The 17,498-nt window shown below is 43.0% G+C and carries 14 protein-coding genes and 2 tRNA genes; 3 read left to right on the forward strand and 13 right to left on the reverse strand.

Annotated features, from left to right (window positions below):
- Positions 1-45: 45 nt before the first annotated feature.
- The 11 genes from F1644_RS05445 to F1644_RS05495 all read right to left on the reverse strand — a co-directional run bounded on the left by F1644_RS05445 (position 46) and on the right by F1644_RS05495 (position 12,579).
- Positions 46-705, reverse strand: a complete 660-nt coding sequence (locus tag F1644_RS05445) for a hypothetical protein (protein ID WP_168044562.1) — start codon at positions 703-705, stop codon at positions 46-48.
- 19 nt (positions 706-724) lie between these two features.
- Positions 725-1,222 carry a hypothetical protein gene (locus F1644_RS05450; RefSeq protein ID WP_117677821.1) on the reverse strand — a complete coding sequence of 166 codons (498 nt, stop codon included), beginning with the start codon at positions 1,220-1,222 and terminating at the stop codon, positions 725-727.
- 306 nt (positions 1,223-1,528) lie between these two features.
- Positions 1,529-2,932 (reverse strand): mobilization protein, encoded by a 1,404-nt coding sequence (locus F1644_RS05455; protein ID WP_117719656.1) that lies wholly within the window; start codon positions 2,930-2,932, stop codon positions 1,529-1,531.
- 211 nt (positions 2,933-3,143) lie between these two features.
- Positions 3,144-4,100, reverse strand: a complete 957-nt coding sequence (locus tag F1644_RS05460; protein ID WP_005924026.1) for a toprim domain-containing protein — start codon at positions 4,098-4,100, stop codon at positions 3,144-3,146.
- A 212-nt stretch (positions 4,101-4,312) separates the two neighbouring features.
- Positions 4,313-5,389 (reverse strand): AAA family ATPase, encoded by a 1,077-nt coding sequence (locus tag F1644_RS05465; RefSeq protein WP_044097440.1) that lies wholly within the window; start codon positions 5,387-5,389, stop codon positions 4,313-4,315.
- 14 nt (positions 5,390-5,403) lie between these two features.
- Positions 5,404-5,712, reverse strand: a complete 309-nt coding sequence (locus tag F1644_RS05470) for a DUF3853 family protein (protein WP_117677823.1) — start codon at positions 5,710-5,712, stop codon at positions 5,404-5,406.
- A 224-nt stretch (positions 5,713-5,936) separates the two neighbouring features.
- Complete coding sequence (locus F1644_RS05475; RefSeq protein ID WP_005924019.1) at positions 5,937-6,980, reverse strand: hypothetical protein; 1,044 nt, start codon at positions 6,978-6,980, stop codon at positions 5,937-5,939.
- Between the two features lie 8 nt (positions 6,981-6,988).
- A complete protein-coding gene (locus F1644_RS05480; protein ID WP_117677824.1) occupies positions 6,989-8,284 on the reverse strand; it encodes a PDDEXK nuclease domain-containing protein in 1,296 nt (431 codons plus the stop codon).
- 63 nt (positions 8,285-8,347) lie between these two features.
- Positions 8,348-9,631, reverse strand: coding sequence for a site-specific integrase (locus tag F1644_RS05485; RefSeq protein WP_117588494.1), 1,284 nt, complete (start codon positions 9,629-9,631; stop codon positions 8,348-8,350).
- Between the two features lie 488 nt (positions 9,632-10,119).
- Positions 10,120-11,265, reverse strand: coding sequence for an IS256 family transposase (locus tag F1644_RS05490; protein ID WP_273493712.1), 1,146 nt, complete (start codon positions 11,263-11,265; stop codon positions 10,120-10,122).
- Between the two features lie 408 nt (positions 11,266-11,673).
- Entirely contained in the window at positions 11,674-12,579 is a 906-nt protein-coding gene (locus F1644_RS05495; protein WP_118304690.1) for a HEPN domain-containing protein, read from the reverse strand.
- A gap of 15 nt (positions 12,580-12,594) precedes the next feature.
- Here F1644_RS05495 and F1644_RS05500 point away from each other — a divergent pair, with 15 nt between their 5' ends.
- Positions 12,595-12,726, forward strand: coding sequence for a hypothetical protein (locus F1644_RS05500; protein WP_255378866.1), 132 nt, complete (start codon positions 12,595-12,597; stop codon positions 12,724-12,726).
- Positions 12,727-12,738: 12 nt separating this feature from the next.
- On the opposite strand, the gene F1644_RS05505 is transcribed toward F1644_RS05500, so the two are convergent.
- A tRNA-Leu gene (locus F1644_RS05505) sits at positions 12,739-12,822 on the reverse strand.
- A 67-nt stretch (positions 12,823-12,889) separates the two neighbouring features.
- Positions 12,890-12,960, reverse strand: a tRNA-Gln gene (locus F1644_RS05510).
- Positions 12,961-13,148: 188 nt separating this feature from the next.
- Between F1644_RS05510 and F1644_RS05515 the strand changes: the two genes are divergently transcribed.
- Positions 13,149-16,337 (forward strand): glycosyltransferase family 117 protein, encoded by a 3,189-nt coding sequence (locus F1644_RS05515; RefSeq protein ID WP_118304732.1) that lies wholly within the window; start codon positions 13,149-13,151, stop codon positions 16,335-16,337.
- 68 nt (positions 16,338-16,405) lie between these two features.
- Positions 16,406-17,498 (forward strand): peptide chain release factor 2 gene (prfB, locus tag F1644_RS05520; RefSeq protein WP_118304733.1). Its coding sequence is split into 2 segments (ribosomal slippage): positions 16,406-16,468 and positions 16,470-17,498, totalling 1,092 coding nucleotides; the frame shifts between segments, so codons are not numbered across the junction.

The following is a 17,498-nucleotide window of genomic DNA, read 5'->3' on the forward strand; positions in this document are numbered from 1 at the left end:
ATATTTGCTTTGCATAAAAATTAGCGTACTACGGAAATACGGAATTTATAGCAAAAAATTATTTTCTTTAAAATAATCTATTACATCTTCATCCGAAGTTGCTTCATCTACTGCGTTTAAAATTTTTACGAAGTCCTCAAACTTATCTGTTTCACAACCCCCACAAGTTGTAAATTCTTCATCGCAAAAGAAAATCATTTCTCCCGGAATGGTCATTGAGCCTGCTCCATTAAGACTCCTAAATCTATGGCTTACTGCCCAACCTGTAAATTCTCCTTTGTGATATTTAGCGACATTTTCTTTTAGAGAAGCAAGTTGTTCTGAAAGTTTCTTGGTGTATTTGTTCAAATCAGATTTGGCTTCTTCCTTTTCTTTTTTTGCTCGTGAATACTCTCCACGAGAGTATTGAGAAGAATAACCATTGGGGGCAAAAATATCCATAGAAGATTCTGCTGATTCAATTTTTCTCTCACAGCGATTTATTTTAGATATCAAATTCTTGATTTCATCGCTAATTTTCATAATAGGCTCAATAGTAGTTACATCAATAAACATACTATCAACTCTTGTTGATATTGGCTCATAAGAATCAGGGTGATAGAGATAGTCTTTAAGCGTCTCTTTAACCAATTTCTCAGCTTTTTCCTCGTTAGAGAGTGTACAAGAAGTTATAACTAAAGCGGATAATACTAAAAACTTTTTCATAATCTGTCGTATTATTGGGTTATTTCTCAGGGAATAAACTTGTTAAGGCTCTTCTAATGGCTTGACGGATATCATCAGCTTCTGTTTCGCCTTGTCCTTCTGCTGTACAAGAACATATCATTTCATTGGTTTTTGCAGAGCTAAACTGTATAGTTACTTCTATTGTATAACCTAAACCTCTATTACGCCTGCCACTCTCACCATAATTGACGATTAGAGTTTCATTAGATAATTCGGGTTTAAGTTCGGGTAATATGATATATCCTTCTTTTATTAGTATTCCTGCTATTACATCACTTGGATTAACACTTTTGGTGGTTGAAGAACCATAGATACCGTATTGCCCACCATATGTACCTCCTATGCTTGATGTCAATTCCTTTGTTGGGGAAATGTATGCGTATTTATACATTTCAATAGGAGCATTCCTTACTATTACAGGCATTCGAAGTGGTGCACATCCATTCATTAATATAATGGCGCAAATAGCAAATAACCATTTTTTTATTACACTCATACACTACATATTTTAATCTCCAGTTCCAAAAGGAATTTAACCTATTAAAGAAGCGTGGAACTGTATGCCACATTCTTTACTTGAAGGTCGTAGGAAACCATAGATGCAGATGTAACAATAGCAGCCCACGCTATATGCGTGAGAACCACTATGCTATCCTTGCATCTAATTGAAAATTTCCTACGTTTTCAAGTACAAGATAAGCATAACGCTTCTTCTTAATTCTAATATGTTTTGGAAAGAGTAGTCTCAATCCGTTTACAAAGATATTTAATTTTATTGAGATACAATCAAATACTATCAAAATTACATTCTGAATCCTCTACTTTTTCTTGGTTCTTCTGTAGATTGTCGCAAACCTTGCCTTAATTTCTCCCATTGCTCTTTGAACCATTCGCCTATCGGCTGCCTGTTTATGGTCAGCACCAATTTATTCTCATCTATCGGACTTTTTTCAACCTTGAAAATATCATTCTTGATTTCAAATCTTCGTCTATGCTCTTCGGAATAGATTTTCCCATTGCATCTGATAGCTTCTTTTTTTGTCAAAAGACTGTTTACCATATCTTTGGTAAATCCGATGGCATAGCATAATTTTTCCATTCTCAGCATTTCTTTGAGCAGTGGGAACCAGTTGAACGCTTTTTCAAGAATGGTGTTCAATCGTGATATTTCCTTGTCTTTGGCTTCAAGCTCTTGATTATGTATTCCTTGCAGGTTACGAATTTGATTACCGTGCTGTTCCTGCATTTGTTGCATCTGAACTTTTAAGTCATCAAAGCTTTTGTCACGCTTGGCAATTTCATGACGTAAATTCTCGTTAGATTGTTCCAAATCTTTTAATTTACCGCTTCCGAAAAGAGAACCTACACTGCTGGTTATGGCTGTGGCTACATCGGTAGCTGCACTTTTGAGTTTGTCCGTACGTATCTCTGCTTTTACCTGTTTGAGTTCCTGCTCGGCGAGGCTTACCTGTTGCTCCTTGTGTCGCTTGGTTTCCTCTATACGTTGCAGTTCGGCTTTCTGCTTCTCAATGATAAAGTCGTTCCGTTCCAGATGCTCTTTACCTGTAACAGCTTTAGCCTGTCCACGTTCCATCAGGAGAATATCGGAAGCAAGGGTCTGCATGGTTGCCATATCCTCGTCATTGAGCTTTCGGCTTTTTCCAGTTTCATGGTTCATCCAGTCGAATACGACATGAGCATGATAATTTGGTTTGAACCATCTGTTACCGACTTGGAAGCTCTCCTTGTCTTCCGCTTCCGGCTGACCGTTCAGCCAATGCCCTTCGTCTTTGTGCAGGAAAATTTGTAGCGGAGTGATGCCCCAGCGTCTTTGACACTCTTCACCGAATTTGCGTACATCAGCCAGTGTGGTGTCCGGTCTGATAAGCAATACTCCTTCACGGATGGGTGAACATCCCGCCACCTTGATAATCTTTCCATTTTTTCCCTTGCGTTCCCTTTCCTTTTCCTGCATGGCACGTCCGGTCTTTTCCTTGACCATTTGCTTGATATTGTCATAATGAGTTCGCAGTTCGGGAGTGCCGAAGTCGGGATTTATCCACTGTTCGTTGTTGGTGGAAAGTTCGGGAACGACATAGATTCTGGACTCCCCGATGTTACGCATATACTCGGCAGTCCTTCGGTTGTGCGCCTCGCTCGATGCGATGTTGCAAGGCTTGATGTGTATGCTTGATTTTGTTGCCATAGCTTCTTTTCTTTGTTTACAATTGATTTACTTTGCTCGCTTTCGCAGAGGGGTTCTTAGGGGTAACCCATAAGCGGAGATTGCAAAGAGAGGGTCACTCTTTGCTCGGGGTTCTCAGGGGTGAAACGCCTTGAGTGGGTCATTAGGGCAAAGCCCTAATCCCCTCGGGAGAGCCCACAACTACGAAAGCGGAGCGTGTAGTTATAGTGGGCTATAACCGGAAGCCGTTCTTCTTCTCCGGTGATTGGCTGCGCACCCCTTTGGCGGATTGAACTTGCCTTTTTCTTTCAGCCTGTTCCTGTAAATATTCGTTCAAGTCCTTGCATCCGCTGTAAGTCTGAGAAGCGTCACGGATGTATCGGTCTCTGCCGTATTCCTCACGGATTTGCCGGAGTGCTTCCATTCCTGCATGGTCGTTGTCGAAAAAGCAGTGGATGCGTTCGTAATTGCCCAACGGATAGAGAGCCTTGTTCACATTCGATACGGAATTCAATACGATGTAATCCTGTCCATCCAGCTCCGGATAATTCGGACAGTTCTCTTGTCTCAATGTCAGAAAGGAGAGGTAGTCCATAAATCCCTCGAACACATAACAGGTGTTCCTCGCTTTTCCCGACTGCCTGATGTGGGAGATTTCCTTTGGGGCGATGCAGCCCTTGAAATAGCGGTTGCGGATTTCATATCCACCCGAACCATTGGGAAAGGCGATGGCAAAGTACCGCTTGCCGTTGTGAGTGAAACGTGCTTCACTACATTCTCTTTTCGCCAGTTCTATGTTAATTCCTCTACCTTGTAAGTAGGCAAGCAGGGTAGGAGATGACAGCGGAACAATCTCCAACTGTTGGAAGCTCGGCTCGGAAGAGTTTTGCTTTCCAAAAGAGAAAGATACCGGGCGCACGTGCGGTGTCTGCTCTGCTATCCGTTTCAAGATGTAAGGTACATGGTCGGTAGCGTACAGGTGTGCAGCCAGTTCTATGATGCCACCACCTTTACCCAAACCGAAGTCATACCATTGTTCACGTTCGGTATTTACCTTGAACGAGGCTTCGGCTTCTTCCCTTAACGGTGATTTATACCACAGATTGACACCTTGTTGCTTGATGGGAGAATATCCTAAACTATGCAGATAATCCGCTATTCTGATTTGCTTGGCTGTCTGTATATCCATAAAATGATTGTTTTAGTAGTTGGTGAATTGGTTTATTTTTCTTTTTGCCCGTACCTTTTTAGGAAGTACGGTCTATAATCACTTCACTAAATTCTCGTATATATAGGATACGGTAATAAAGTGAAGTGATTTAGTCCCATTCCCCAAGCACTTCACTATATTCCTAATATATACACCCCGAGAATAAAGTGAAGTGATTGCAGGGAAATGGGCTAATAGTGGAAGTCAGGCATGAATGTGTATTTTCTGCCTGTCTCCTGCACTATCATCCGTTTGTTGCGAAGCATGGTGATGAGCGATACCGCCTTTTTATGGTTCAGCTTTACACCCACTGACATATAGGTCTTGATTAAGGCATCTTCCAGTTCCTTGTAGCCGTATTCCTCTTTCAGCCCGAAAACGGCTTCCAATGCGATACGGTGCTGCTGCTCGGTGATATGCCTGTAAGGGTCGAACTTCTCTTCTTCGGGTCTTCCCGGCTTCTTTGTTTCAGGTTTGTATCCCTCAATGAGTTCGGGAAGGGCTTTGTCGTTGATACGGAATGCGAAAGGCTCAAAGTCCATTGCCCGGATGTGAATGGCTGAAACATGGCTGATGTCACCGTTGCCCTTGTCCTTTTCTACCTGCAATACGGTTTCCGCCTTGTTGTTCAACTCCGTACCGATGTGCCCTCTTGCGTTCTCATCCCCTTTGTTCTGATGCAGTATCGTATGGATATGTATCTGCCTGTCGTCCGTCCACTGCATCAGCTTGGATATGATGCGTGTTGATTCACCGGGGCTGTTGATGTCATACACCATATCCCGTATGCCGTCTATAATTACAAGACCGATTTCGGGTGTATTGTAAATAGCCTGTTCCACAATCCTGATACGCTGCTCAGGCGTGTATTTTCTTAAGGCAAGAAATTCAAGATTCTCATTGTCCCTATCATCTGGCAAACCAGCCATTCGCAAAATGCGCGTCATGACTTTCAGACAATGGTAAGGGCTTTGCTCTGTATCAACATAAAGCACTTTCCGCTTATCTTCAGGCAGTTCAGCTACATACCGCAGCACTGTGCCATTCTTCAATGCAGCGGCTACGATAGCCGATACATTGAACGTTTTTTTACTTTTGGCTTTGCCGATGGATGCGCTGAAATTACCCAATGTCCCAATGACAGAATCATGTACTTTAAGGATTTCAGGTGCTTTCTCATAACTTTTCGACAAGCTCAAACGTGAGGCTTGCCAAAGGATTATGGCTTCTTCAGCCGATATTTCCTTAGTCTCTTTCATATAGTCCATAGCCATGTCTCCCGTTATTTCCGTCCTCCTGTTTTCTTTCCAGCCAGTTCAAGGGCAAGCTCAACATTCACGATAATCTTACGTCCTATCTGAGTGATTGCCTTGTCAATCTTTCCGCTTTTCTTGATACGGTTGGCGGTGGGTAGGCTGCACCCGAACAGTTTGGCTATGCCCAGTATTCCGTACACATATTTTCTTTCTGTGTCTGTAACGGGCTGTGGCTGCGTTTCCGTTTGACGGGAAGCGTGCTTGCTTAGGAATATGAACTCTTCACCTGTCATCTGCCAGACGGGTTTTGATAATAATTCTTGAAGATTTTTCATCGTTCAATCTATTTAGTCGTTTAACAATCAGCCCTGCGCACTGGCTGTTATCTCTGTTCTCGAACGATGCAAAATTAGGTAGGGTTGTAAGTGGTAAGGATGTGGTTGATACAAATGGAATATCTTGTTATTTATCTGAATATCAGATAATAAAAATACCACTCAAAAATTTAATTTGAGTGGTAAAAGTGGTTGTTTTGTAAAATGTCAGGGCATATCACAGATTATCGGAATATACCGTCCATTTCTTTGGCAAATTTCCGGTTGCTGTCACTGGGGAAATCGGAAACAGGCTCTTTGTACTTTGACTTGTAGTAGCTTTCCTCAATATCCAATATTTTCAGGATATTCCTCTTCCAATTCTCCCTGTCCTGTTTGGGCAGTTTTTCGCTCATCAGGAATATCAGATAGCAGGTACGTATTTTTTCTCTCGGTCTGATTTGGGGTTTGGTGTCGCTTGGTAGCAGGTTCATGCAGGTATAGAAATTATGTTCGGAAATATTCTCGAACTGTTCTCCCACGCAGGTTACATGAATGAGCGAAAGCAGTTCCATATTGAAATACTCAGTCTGTTTCGTTCCCAGCACTTCTTCCTGTATGTTGGGGGCGTTTGGTTCTTGTTTGGCTGGCTCTTCCGGCTCGTTTGTTTCATCAAATACATATTTCGCCAATGTCTCTTTGAGGTGGCAGCCCAGCCGATAGATTTCATTGAAACGGCTTTCTGCATATTGCAGGGCTTTCTCTCTGGTCTGTTTTTGCAGATCGTAGAGTTCGGTCAGCTTGTTTTTTTCCTCCTCGTATTCAGCCTTGAACCGTTCATATTCCATTTCCGCACGCTTTTCATCCTCTGCGGTGTGTTCCCGATAACCTATGGAATCGTATCGGTGGTATGCTTCGTTTAGCGGAGCATGGAGCTTGGTCGTCTTGTATTGCTGTTCTTCTATGGCTTCTTTATAGATTTCTGAAACTCGGAAGCAGATATTGTAAACGGTCTGTTCATCCGGCATACATCCTTTCTTGTAATAACTTATGTTTTCGCATACTTCCTTTTTCAGGCTGTTCAGAATCAGTGTGTATTGCTCCTGTGGAAGATGAAATACCAGTTCAAGAATGGCTGTTTCAAGAACCGTTACATCATTGTAGTCCAGATAGAACTTGGTAATGAATTTCTGCTTTTCAAAAGAGAAACCTTTATTATCAGACCAGTCTTTGTATATTCTGTTCAATTCTCCGTATCGGGGAATCAGCGTTGTAATTACATCTTTCATGGACGCAACTATTTTTGAGTGTTATTGTCTTTGTCAAGGAAAGAAGCCAGTTCTTCTTCCACTTCTTCCACGCTGGGCAACGCTGATTTCAGTTTCTCGGGAATCACTTTGCTCAATTGATAATCGCTGATGCCGATGGGCTGGTCGTAGCCTGTCAATGCGTATTGTGCCACAACTTCGTCTTTTCCCTTGCATAGCAACAACCCGATAGTCTTGTTGTCATTCTCTCCCCTCAGTTTATCATCCACCACATTGATGTAAAAGTTGAGTTGTCCGGCATATTCCGGCTTGAAAGGAGTGGCTTTCAATTCTATGACAATATATGCGTGCAACGGAATGGAATATAGAATCAGGTCGGCAAAGAAATCGCTGTTTCCTACTTGGAAGTGCTTCTGCCGGGCAACGAAGGCAAAACCGTTGCCCATTTCCAACAGGTAGCGGGTAACGTGTTTCACCAGCTGTTCTTCAATATCCCTTTCGTCTGCTTTTTCTTTGGCTCCTGCCAAATCAAAGATGTACGGATCTTTGAGTAGGTAATTGGCAAGGTCGCTTTGTGGAGCCGGAAGTGTGGTCGTGAAATTGTTTACCTTGTTGTTGCTGATTTGTCGGCTGTACAAATCACTGTCAATCTGTAATTTCAATACATTGCTGCTCCATCCCATTTCTATGGACTGCTTCGTGTACCAGTAGCTTAGACCTAAAGGTAGCGAACTGTCAAGTATAGTCATTTGGCTTGTCCAGTTTATTTTGGCTATAGGAGAGGTCAAGAAAATTTCTTCTATTTCCCTGATTCCCATCCTGTAAATGGCAGAAACGGTTTTTCCCACATCTTCAAATTGCGCAGGAACCTCCTGCGTAATTGCTAACGATTGACAATCAATAGATTGTATTTGCGCAGTAAGTTCCTGCGTAAATTGTTTGTCATTCAGTTTCAATACTTCATTGGTCACACTCTGTATGGTTGGGACAGACAGTCTTGCATCCGTTTCTATGAAACTTTGCAACGCTCTTAAAGGATATGCCTTTGCAAACTGACACATATAGGTAAGGTTGCGTTCCGAATAGCCTTTCTTTTCAGGGTAATGCAGTCGGATAGCCTTTGCCAACTGCTTGATGATTTTGCTTCCCCATCCGTGCAGCTGCTGGTGATAAAGGATGTAATTGCCTACCTTCCAGTAATGGAACAGCATTTGTGCATTGGCTGCAACAATCAGCCTTACTTGTGCCTGTTCTATTTCCGAACCGACCGCTTGAATGAATGCATCAAAATTCGTTTTCTCTATATTGGATTCCTTGTTGCTCATATTGTGATGATAATTTCTACAAATATAGTCATTGGTAACTATCTATGAAACTGTTTGATACTTTTATAGTTGATTAAATTTGTTCATGGCGTTTGCCTTAATATCATCCGCTATGTCAATGTAGGGTTTCATAGCCTTGTAGTCGCTGTGGCCCGTCCATTTCATGACCACCTGTGCCGGGATTCCAAGAGCCAGCGCATTGCAGATGAATGTCCTTCTTCCGGCATGGGTGCTTAACAAAGCGTACTTGGGTGTGACTTCATCTATACGTTCATTCCCCTTGTAGTAGGTTTCCCGTACAGGCTCGTTGATTTCCGCCAGCTCACCCAGTTCTTTCAGATAATCATTCATCTTCTGATTGCTGATGACGGGCAATGCCATGTGATTCTCGAAATGAACATCCTTGTATTTTTCAAGAATGGCTTTGCTGTGGTCGTTCAGTTCGATTATCAGGCTGTCCGCTGTCTTGACTGTGGTAACTTCAATGTGGTCGGGTTTCACATCGCTTCTTTTCAGATTGCGAACATCCGAATATCGTAAACTCGTAAAACAGCAGAACAAGAAAACATCCCTGACACGTTCCAAATACTGTTTGTCATGCGGTATCTGGTAGTCTTTCAGCTTGTTCAGTTCATCCCAAGTCAGGAAGATTACTTTTTTCGAGGTGGTTTTCAGTTTCGGTTTGAATGTATCGTATGCAATGTTCTGATGATGTCCTTTCTTGAAGCTCCAGCGCAGGAACCATTTGAGGAATCCCATTTGCTTGCCGATGGTGCTGTTTCTCATATCCTTGGTATCACGTAGGAAGTTGACGTATTCGTTCAATCCAAACTCGTCGAAATAGTTAAACGTTGCATCCTCCTTGAACTCTTTGAGGTGGTTCCTCACTGCTGCAAATTTTTCATAGGTGGATGCCGTCCAGTTATTCTGGTTACCGCACTCTTTTACAAACTCATCGAACACCTCCCAAAAGCTGACAGGGGCTTCTTCCGGCTGTTCTTCGCTGGTGTCTTTCATTCTCATGTTGAAAGCTTCCTTCAACTGTTGGGTCGTTGGCATGACCTCCTGTACCTCAAATTCTTTGAAAATATTCTGGATTTCGGCATAGTATTTCAGCAAGTCCGTATTGATTTCGGCTGCACTTTGCTTTAGCTTGTTGGTACATCCGTTCTTTACCCGCTGCTTGTCTGCATCCCATTTGGCTACGTCAATCCGGTAGCCCGTTGTAAACTCGATGCGTTGGCTGGCAAAGATGACACGCATACGGATGGGTACGTTCTCTACGATTGGCACACCGTTCTTTTTCCGGCTCTCCAATGCAAAAATGATGTTGCGTTTGATATTCATAATTGGGTGCGTTTGAAATTCTACACCCAAATATACACCCAATTATTGAGATAGCAAAAGACATTTAGAAACATTTAGTTTTACTCTATATTGTAATTTACACTTGATTATCAGTTGTTTGCAGTTTTATGATATTCTGTGAAAGTATAAGTTCGAGAGCCTGTCTCTCCGCAAAAAAAGAGCAAGAACAAGAGAGTTAGCATACAAAAGTTGACTCTCTTTTTGCATCTAAAAGGATTCGAACGAAGGGATGGTGGGTTCGTAATGCGTTCATGAGAAGTCCGAAGGACTTCGAGTCATCCCTCCCTCTCCGCAAAAAAGAGCAAGAACAAGAGAGTTAGCATACAAAAGTTGACTCTCTTTTTGCATCTAAAAGGATTCGAACGAAGGGATGGTGGGTTCGTAACGCGTTCATGAGAAGTCCGAGATAGTGTTTCAAAAAGTGTGTAAATTCCTTCTTTTCTCATGACTGCAAAATTATAAATAGTTCAATAAAATAATCTTGATTCTAAAAAATTATAAATAGGATATTTATAAATATCTGCATTTTGGGCTACCGTTCCCATTAGGAGAATAACGGCTTGGGGGTTTGGCATGGCGCCCCTCATGTTGATGACCCTCTTGTAATCCCTGTTCAGCCTTTCGATCCAGTTTGTGGTGTAAATCATCCCCCTGATTTCCCTCTCGTACTTGAAGTAGGTGAAATAGAACCTGTACCTGTCGTGGCAATATCTTTTCAAAACGGGATAACTTTTCTGCCACCTGGCAATAAACTCTTTAAATTTTTCGAAAGCCTTTTCCGGGGAGATCTCCCACTGGTCGGGAGCGCAAACCTGCTTGAGTTCTTCCATGACCTGTTTCTTGTCCCTGGGCTTGACTTTCCCAGCTATATTCCTCTTCAGGTGCACGGTACATAATTGTAAATCTGCTTTTGGAAAGGTTTCTGCCAGCACGTTTTCAATACCGGGCAATCCATCACACACCAGGAGATCAATCACGGCCACGCCTCTTTCCTTGAGGTCTTCAAACACGTCCTTCCAGTTCGTGGCACTTTCCGTGGGGAAATTCACCACGGCCAGCACCTCGCGGGTTCGGTCTTCTTTCACCCCCAAAACCGTGTAGTAAGCCTCGTTGGAAACGGAATCATCACGACGGGTGAGGACATAGGTGGCATCGATGTAAATTATCGGGTAACGATTATCCAGTTCACGACCTAGCCAGGCATTTACATCCTCGCGGGCCGTGTTCAACAAGCGGCTAACCTGGCTTTTACTGTAATGTTTGCCGTAAAATTGCTCGTAAATTTTACCCACCTGTTCCGTGGTTAAACCGCTGCAATAAAGGCTACTCACTAGCTTTTGAGCCTCTTCTTCCTGGTCTTTTAGCACCCCCAGTAACATCGGGTAAAAATGGTTGTTACGACTACGCGGGACCCGAAGTTCGAAGACCTTACCGCCATGACATACTCGACGACCACGAAAACCGTTACTCACGTCACCACGTGTCTCGTTATGAAGATCACGTTCCGATAACATTAAACTCTCTAAACCTTGTTTAACCAAGCCTTGTAAACCTAGTTCACCGTTTGTGATTTCGGAAATTATTTCCGAGATTTGTTCATGTGTAAATTCCATAATTATTCATTTTTGAAAATTGCATTACAAAAATAATCAATTCGGAATTTACACACTTTTTGAAACACTATCAAGTCCGAAGGACTTCGAGTCATCCCTCCCTCTCCGCAAAAAACAATCAAATAATGAGAGAGTTAGCACACAAAAGCTGACTCTCTTTTTGTATTTTAAAGGATTCGAACAAAGGGATGGTGGGTTCGTAACACAGTCAAAAAATAACCGTAACTTAACCGTAGAGTAATCGAGAAAATACCCCTCACTCGTTCGTCAAACAGAGCTTACTCGTGGCTCATGTAATCCGGATTGTATGAACCACGAGCAAGCCCCGAATCAACTTCGAAAAAAAGGTAGTTTCTTCCCCCATTCTCAATAAGACGACCATTACTTCTCCTCTAAATTACACAATTCTTATCTCCTTTTCTTTTCTGTCTTTGCCAACCCTTCATACTCCTTTATTCCCCGTTCACACACATCCTTTGTAACCATTCCAAACTTTTCAACCTTCACCATCAAGTCTTCAACATCTTCCCGGCTTACTTTAAATTCCGGATTATAACGAGCTTCAATGTAAGAACACACAAGTATTTTAAATAATCGTTCTTCTTCTTCATTCCCAATAGGAAAAACTCGAATCAGTTCGGGAGCATATCCGCGTGAAACCTTAAAAAGCTCTTCTAAATTATGCTCCTTATCGTTTTTCAGGGTAAATGTCAACAAAATTGCGCTGAACAAATTTTCACAAGCTTGATGCAAATTAAAAGAAGACATGACATATTCTTCCTTATCATACATAAAAACAGCTTGCTCTATAAAAAGTCTGGCTTTAGCGAATTTTTCTCTAAAATATTCTTCCCCTTGTTTCTTTATTTCCCCAAAATTCAATGGTTTCCGTCTCGCCAGTTTATTATTCCCACTATTATAAAGCATTATCCCATCACGCTTTAATTCAGTATAAAAATAACGACTGTATTTCAAATCTTCATTTACTTTCTTTATGCTATCATGAATAAACTGCACGGGAACCCGATAACGATGATCCCCCCGTTTGTCGTAAATATTGCGAACGCTTACCAACTTATTTTCAATTTTTTCATAGCCCCATGCACTATTAATGACCAATATATCATAATCACTTTTAAAAGAAGTAGGTATACCAAATTCTTCGCGCTCATCATAACTCACGTAAGTACCGCGAGCATAACTCCCATAAAGGATGATCATTTCGCACACCGGAATCTTATCCAGAATTAACTCAACGAGGTATTTCAGATCTTCCCGATTTTTCTTAGGCAGGAAAGCGATTGACTTCTTCATAAATAGCTATTTATTATGAAAGCAAATGTAACGTTTTTCAAGCAGAAAGGGATGCAAAATCATGCCAATTTACATGGTTTAGGTTTACCACAATTGTTCCCTAAAAATGTACAACAAAAAAAATACCCCTCGAAATCATACGATTAAGAGGGGTACTTGTACCCAGAACAGGACTCGAACCTGCACAGCCGTACGGCCACTAGTCCCTGAAACTAGCGTGTCTACCGATTCCACCACCTGGGCATGATTTCAAAGACCGAGAAGAAAAAACCTTGCAACTTCCCTGCTGCAAGGCCCCTCTTCATGTTTGTTGTCCCACAAGGATTCGAACCTTGACTGACAGAACCAAAATCTGCTGTGCTACCATTACACAATGGGACAATCTTCATGTCGCTTCAACAACCGCTGTTGTTATTTTGACGCTGCAAATGTAGAGCATTTTTTTATTTCACCAAAAGAAAATGCAGAAAAATTAAAAGAAAATTGCTATTTTCGTGCTGTCGAAAAATGACATTTTTGTTATAGCCTTGAATATTAATAAGAAATATAAATTCAAACTAAGGAGAAGCATGTGCAACATTAAAAATCACCCAACATTAAGCTACAGGTTGATCAATAATGTCACCGGATGGGTGGCGTTCGTGGTGGCCAGTATTACTTACATTCTTACGGTCGAACCAACAGCCAGCCTTTGGGACTGTGGTGAGTTTATTACAACTTCAGTCGGACTGCAAGTAGGACACCCTCCCGGAGCGCCTCTATTCATGATTATCTCCCGACTATTCGCCATATTCGCTCCAAGTCCCGAAACACAATCCTACATGATCAACATCATGTCTGCTCTATGTTCCGGGTTCACGATCTTGTTCCTGTTCTGGACGATCACGCATCTGGCTAAAAAAGTCGTGGTAAAAGAAGGCGAAGAATGTTCCATGGGGCAACTGTGCGGGATCATGGGAGCCGGACTTATCGGGGCATTAACCTACACGTTTACAGACACGTTTTGGTTTTCAGCCGTCGAGGGTGAAGTGTATGCCATGTCATCTTTGTTCACGGCCGTCGTGTTCTGGGCAATTTTGAAATGGGAAAATGTTGCTTTTCAACCTTATGCCAATCGTTGGTTAATTTTTATCGCCTACATGGTCGGACTGTCCATCGGCGTTCACTTGTTGAACTTGCTCGTAATTCCTGCCATTGTATTCATATATTATTTCAAAAAATACGAAACCACCAAGTGGGGTATTATCAAATCAGCGGCCCTTTCTATCGTCATACTGGGCGTAATCATGTGGGGTATTATCCCGGGCGTGATTATCGTCGCAGGCTGGTTTGAATTGCTGTTCGTGAATGGCTTTGGAATGCCTTTCAACACGGGTGTTGTCATCTACGCGTTGCTCTTAATCGCCGGACTGACTTTCGGAATCCGGTACACGTTAAAACACAACCACACGGTAGTGAACACGATCTTAACCTGTTTCGTGGTCATGCTTATCGGGTACTCCTGCTACGCGATGGTCGTTATCCGTTCCGTAAGTAATCCCCCGATTGACGAAAATAGCCCGGACAACGTGTTCGCCCTGCTTTCTTATATCAGTCGTGATCAATACGGCCAAGAGCCATTGGTTTACGGCCCTTACTTCAATGCCCCGGTTATTGGCGTAGAGGATGCCGGACCTATTTATTACCAAAACGAAAAAACGGGTAAATATGATATTGTGGATCATAAAAAAGAAGTAAAATATGATCCTCGTTTCTGCACAATCCTCCCGCGTATGTATAGCCAAGCTCGTGAACCACAGGTATATTATGAGTGGGTGGGACAACCCAAAGGCCCCGTGTACATGGTAGACGGACAACCTGTTCAGAAACCAAGTTTCGGACAAAACCTAAGTTTCATGTTCCGTTACCAACTCGGGCACATGTATTTCAGGTATTTCATGTGGAACTTCTCCGGGCGTCAGAATGATATTCAAGGACATGGAGATTTCCGTTATGGTAACTGGATCTCGGGTATTCCTTTTATAGATAATATTCTGGTCGGTGATCAGAGCGTGATGCCGGACACGTTGAAACATGACAAGGCAAACAATAAATATTACATGCTTCCCTTTATCCTCGGGCTGCTGGGTATGTTCTATCAATATCAACGGGGAAAACAAGGGAAAAAAGATTTCTGGGTGGTTATGCTACTCTTCTTCTTCACGGGTATTGCCATCGTGCTTTACCTGAACCAATATCCGTATCAACCGCGGGAACGTGACTATGCCTATGCCGGATCGTTCTATGCCTTTGCCATTTGGATCGGTTTCGGGGTTCTCTATCTGTGGGATTTACTTCAGAAGAAGATGGATTCCCGCAACGCAGCTATTATTGTCACCGCTGTTTGCCTGTTCGCCGTTCCGGTAAATATGGCAGCACAAAACTGGGATGATCATGATCGTAGCGGACGTTATGCGACCATTGCTCATGCCAAGAACTACCTAAGCACGTGTGCCCCGAACGCCATCCTGTTCACTTACGGGGATAATGATACGTTCCCTCTATGGTACGCACAGGAAGTGGAAGGTTTCCGCCGAGATGTACGTATCGTGAACCTAAGTTTGCTTGCCGGAGACTGGTACATTGACCAGATGAAACGGAAAGCCTACGAAAGTGACGGGGTGCCCATTTCGTTCACGAAAGACCAATACCATGCCGGAGTACGGGACTTTGTCACGATTGAAGAACGAGTGCAACAACCTTTCAGCATGAAAGAAGTCATGGAATTTGTTGCCAGCGACAGACCGGAAACCAAATCCAACCGTTACCAAGGAGGCGCCGTGGACTTCATCCCGACACGCAGCTTGTACATACCGGTGGATAAGGAAAAGGTTTTGGCAAATGGAACCGTACAACCTAAAGATTCCGCATTAATTGTAGACAGAGTAGAAATTCAATTAAAAGGTAGCTCTTTGAATAAATCACAATTAATGGTACTGGATATATTAGCTACCAACAACTGGGAACGTCCGGTATACTTCGGAGTAGGTATGGGACAAGACAGTTACATGGGCTTCGATAAGTATTTCCAACTAGAAGGAGCTGCTTACCGGGTTGTACCTATTAAGTCGGAAAACAACGAGGCTTATTATGATTTCGGACGTATCAACACGGAGATCCTGTATGACAACCTGATGAATAAATTTGTCTGGGGCAACATCAAGGACCCGAAAGTAAATATCGATCATTTCCATGATAACACCATCGCCGTGATGAAATACCGGAACACCTTCTTGCGTTTGGCAGAACAATTAATGCAAGAGGCCGCCACGGAAACACGGGTTATCGGGGACACGATTATCAATGAAATCACAGATTCAAGCAAAATTCAAGAGGCTGTCAGAGTGCTGGATAAATCTCTGGAAGAAATTCCGTTATATCAAGTTCCGGCTGACTTCTTCTTGTTAAATTACATCTCGATCTACTATGCTGCCGGCGAAAAAGAGAAGGGGAACGATCTGGCATGGGCACTGGCTCTTGACAACGCTCAAATGTTGAGATATATCGGATCACTTTCTCAGAATCGCAGAAAAGCATTGGGAAATGACGAGAGAAGAAGTATGCAGGCGTTACAAATGCTCGTCGACATGGCCAGAAGAAACGGGGAAAATGCCTTTGCCCAAGAAATTCAGGACATGGTGGAAAGCACGTTAAGCGGACGCCCTGTAACCAGCAAGCGGGTAAACAAAAATTTCCCGATGGCTAATCAAGACAAGTGAGATAACATATACGAATCATTCGTCCCTTCGTATGGAGGGACGAATTTTATTTATAAACTTAATACACAATGATCACAATAGACCATATCAAAGAATTGGCAGAGCGAGGTGAAGCATTGAGGAGGTATCTTTGACATCGATGGCAAGAAGATACAACTCGCTGAAGAAGAGTTAAGAACACAAAACCCGTCCCTATGGGATAATCCCAAGGAAGCGGAGGCCTTGATGAAGAAAGTCCGGGAATTGAAATCTTGGATCGAGGGGTACGAACAGGTAACCTCAGCCGTGGGAGATTTACAGGTACTTTTCGATTTCGCCAAAGAGGGAGAAGCAACCGAGGAAGAAGTGGACGCCCAATACCAGGAGACCATACGAGTGCTGGAAGACATCGAGATGCGTAACATGCTGCGCCGGGAAGAAGATCACTTCGGGGCCATCATGAAAATCAATTCCGGAGCCGGAGGTACGGAAAGTATGGACTGGGCCAGTATGCTGTACCGGATGTACATCCGCTGGGGAGAATTAAACGGTTACAAGGTAAAACACGTGGATTACCAGGAAGGTGAAGAAGCCGGTATCAAATCAGCTACTCTCGAATTCGAGGGAGACTACGCTTACGGGTATCTGAAATCAGAAAACGGTGTTCACCGATTGGTTCGTTTATCGCCATATAACGCGGCCAATAAACGAATGACATCTTTTGCATCCGTGTTCGTTTATCCCGCCGTGGATGACACGATCGAGATCACGATCAATCCTGCAGACATCAGTTGGGACACCTTCCGAAGTGGTGGTGCGGGTGGTCAGAACGTGAACAAGGTGGAAACCGGAGTCCGGTTACGCCACGCTCCTACCGGAATCATGATCGAGAACACGGAATCACGTTCACAGCTGCAAAACCGTGAAAATGCCATGCGTTTATTGAAAGCCCAATTGTACGAACTGGAATTACAAAAGCGTCAGGAAGAACGGGATAAAGTGGAAGGAACGAAAAAAAAGATCGAGTGGGGATCACAAATCCGCAGTTATGTATTCGACGACCGCCGGGTGAAAGATCATCGTACCAACTACCAGACATCAAACGTACAGGCTGTTATGGACGGAGAGATCAACGAGTTCATCAAAGCCTACTTGATGATGTTCGGTGGCGGAGAAGAATAA

Origin of the sequence: Butyricimonas paravirosa (assembly GCF_032878955.1) — a bacterium.
Lineage (GTDB): Bacteria > Bacteroidota > Bacteroidia > Bacteroidales > Marinifilaceae > Butyricimonas > Butyricimonas paravirosa.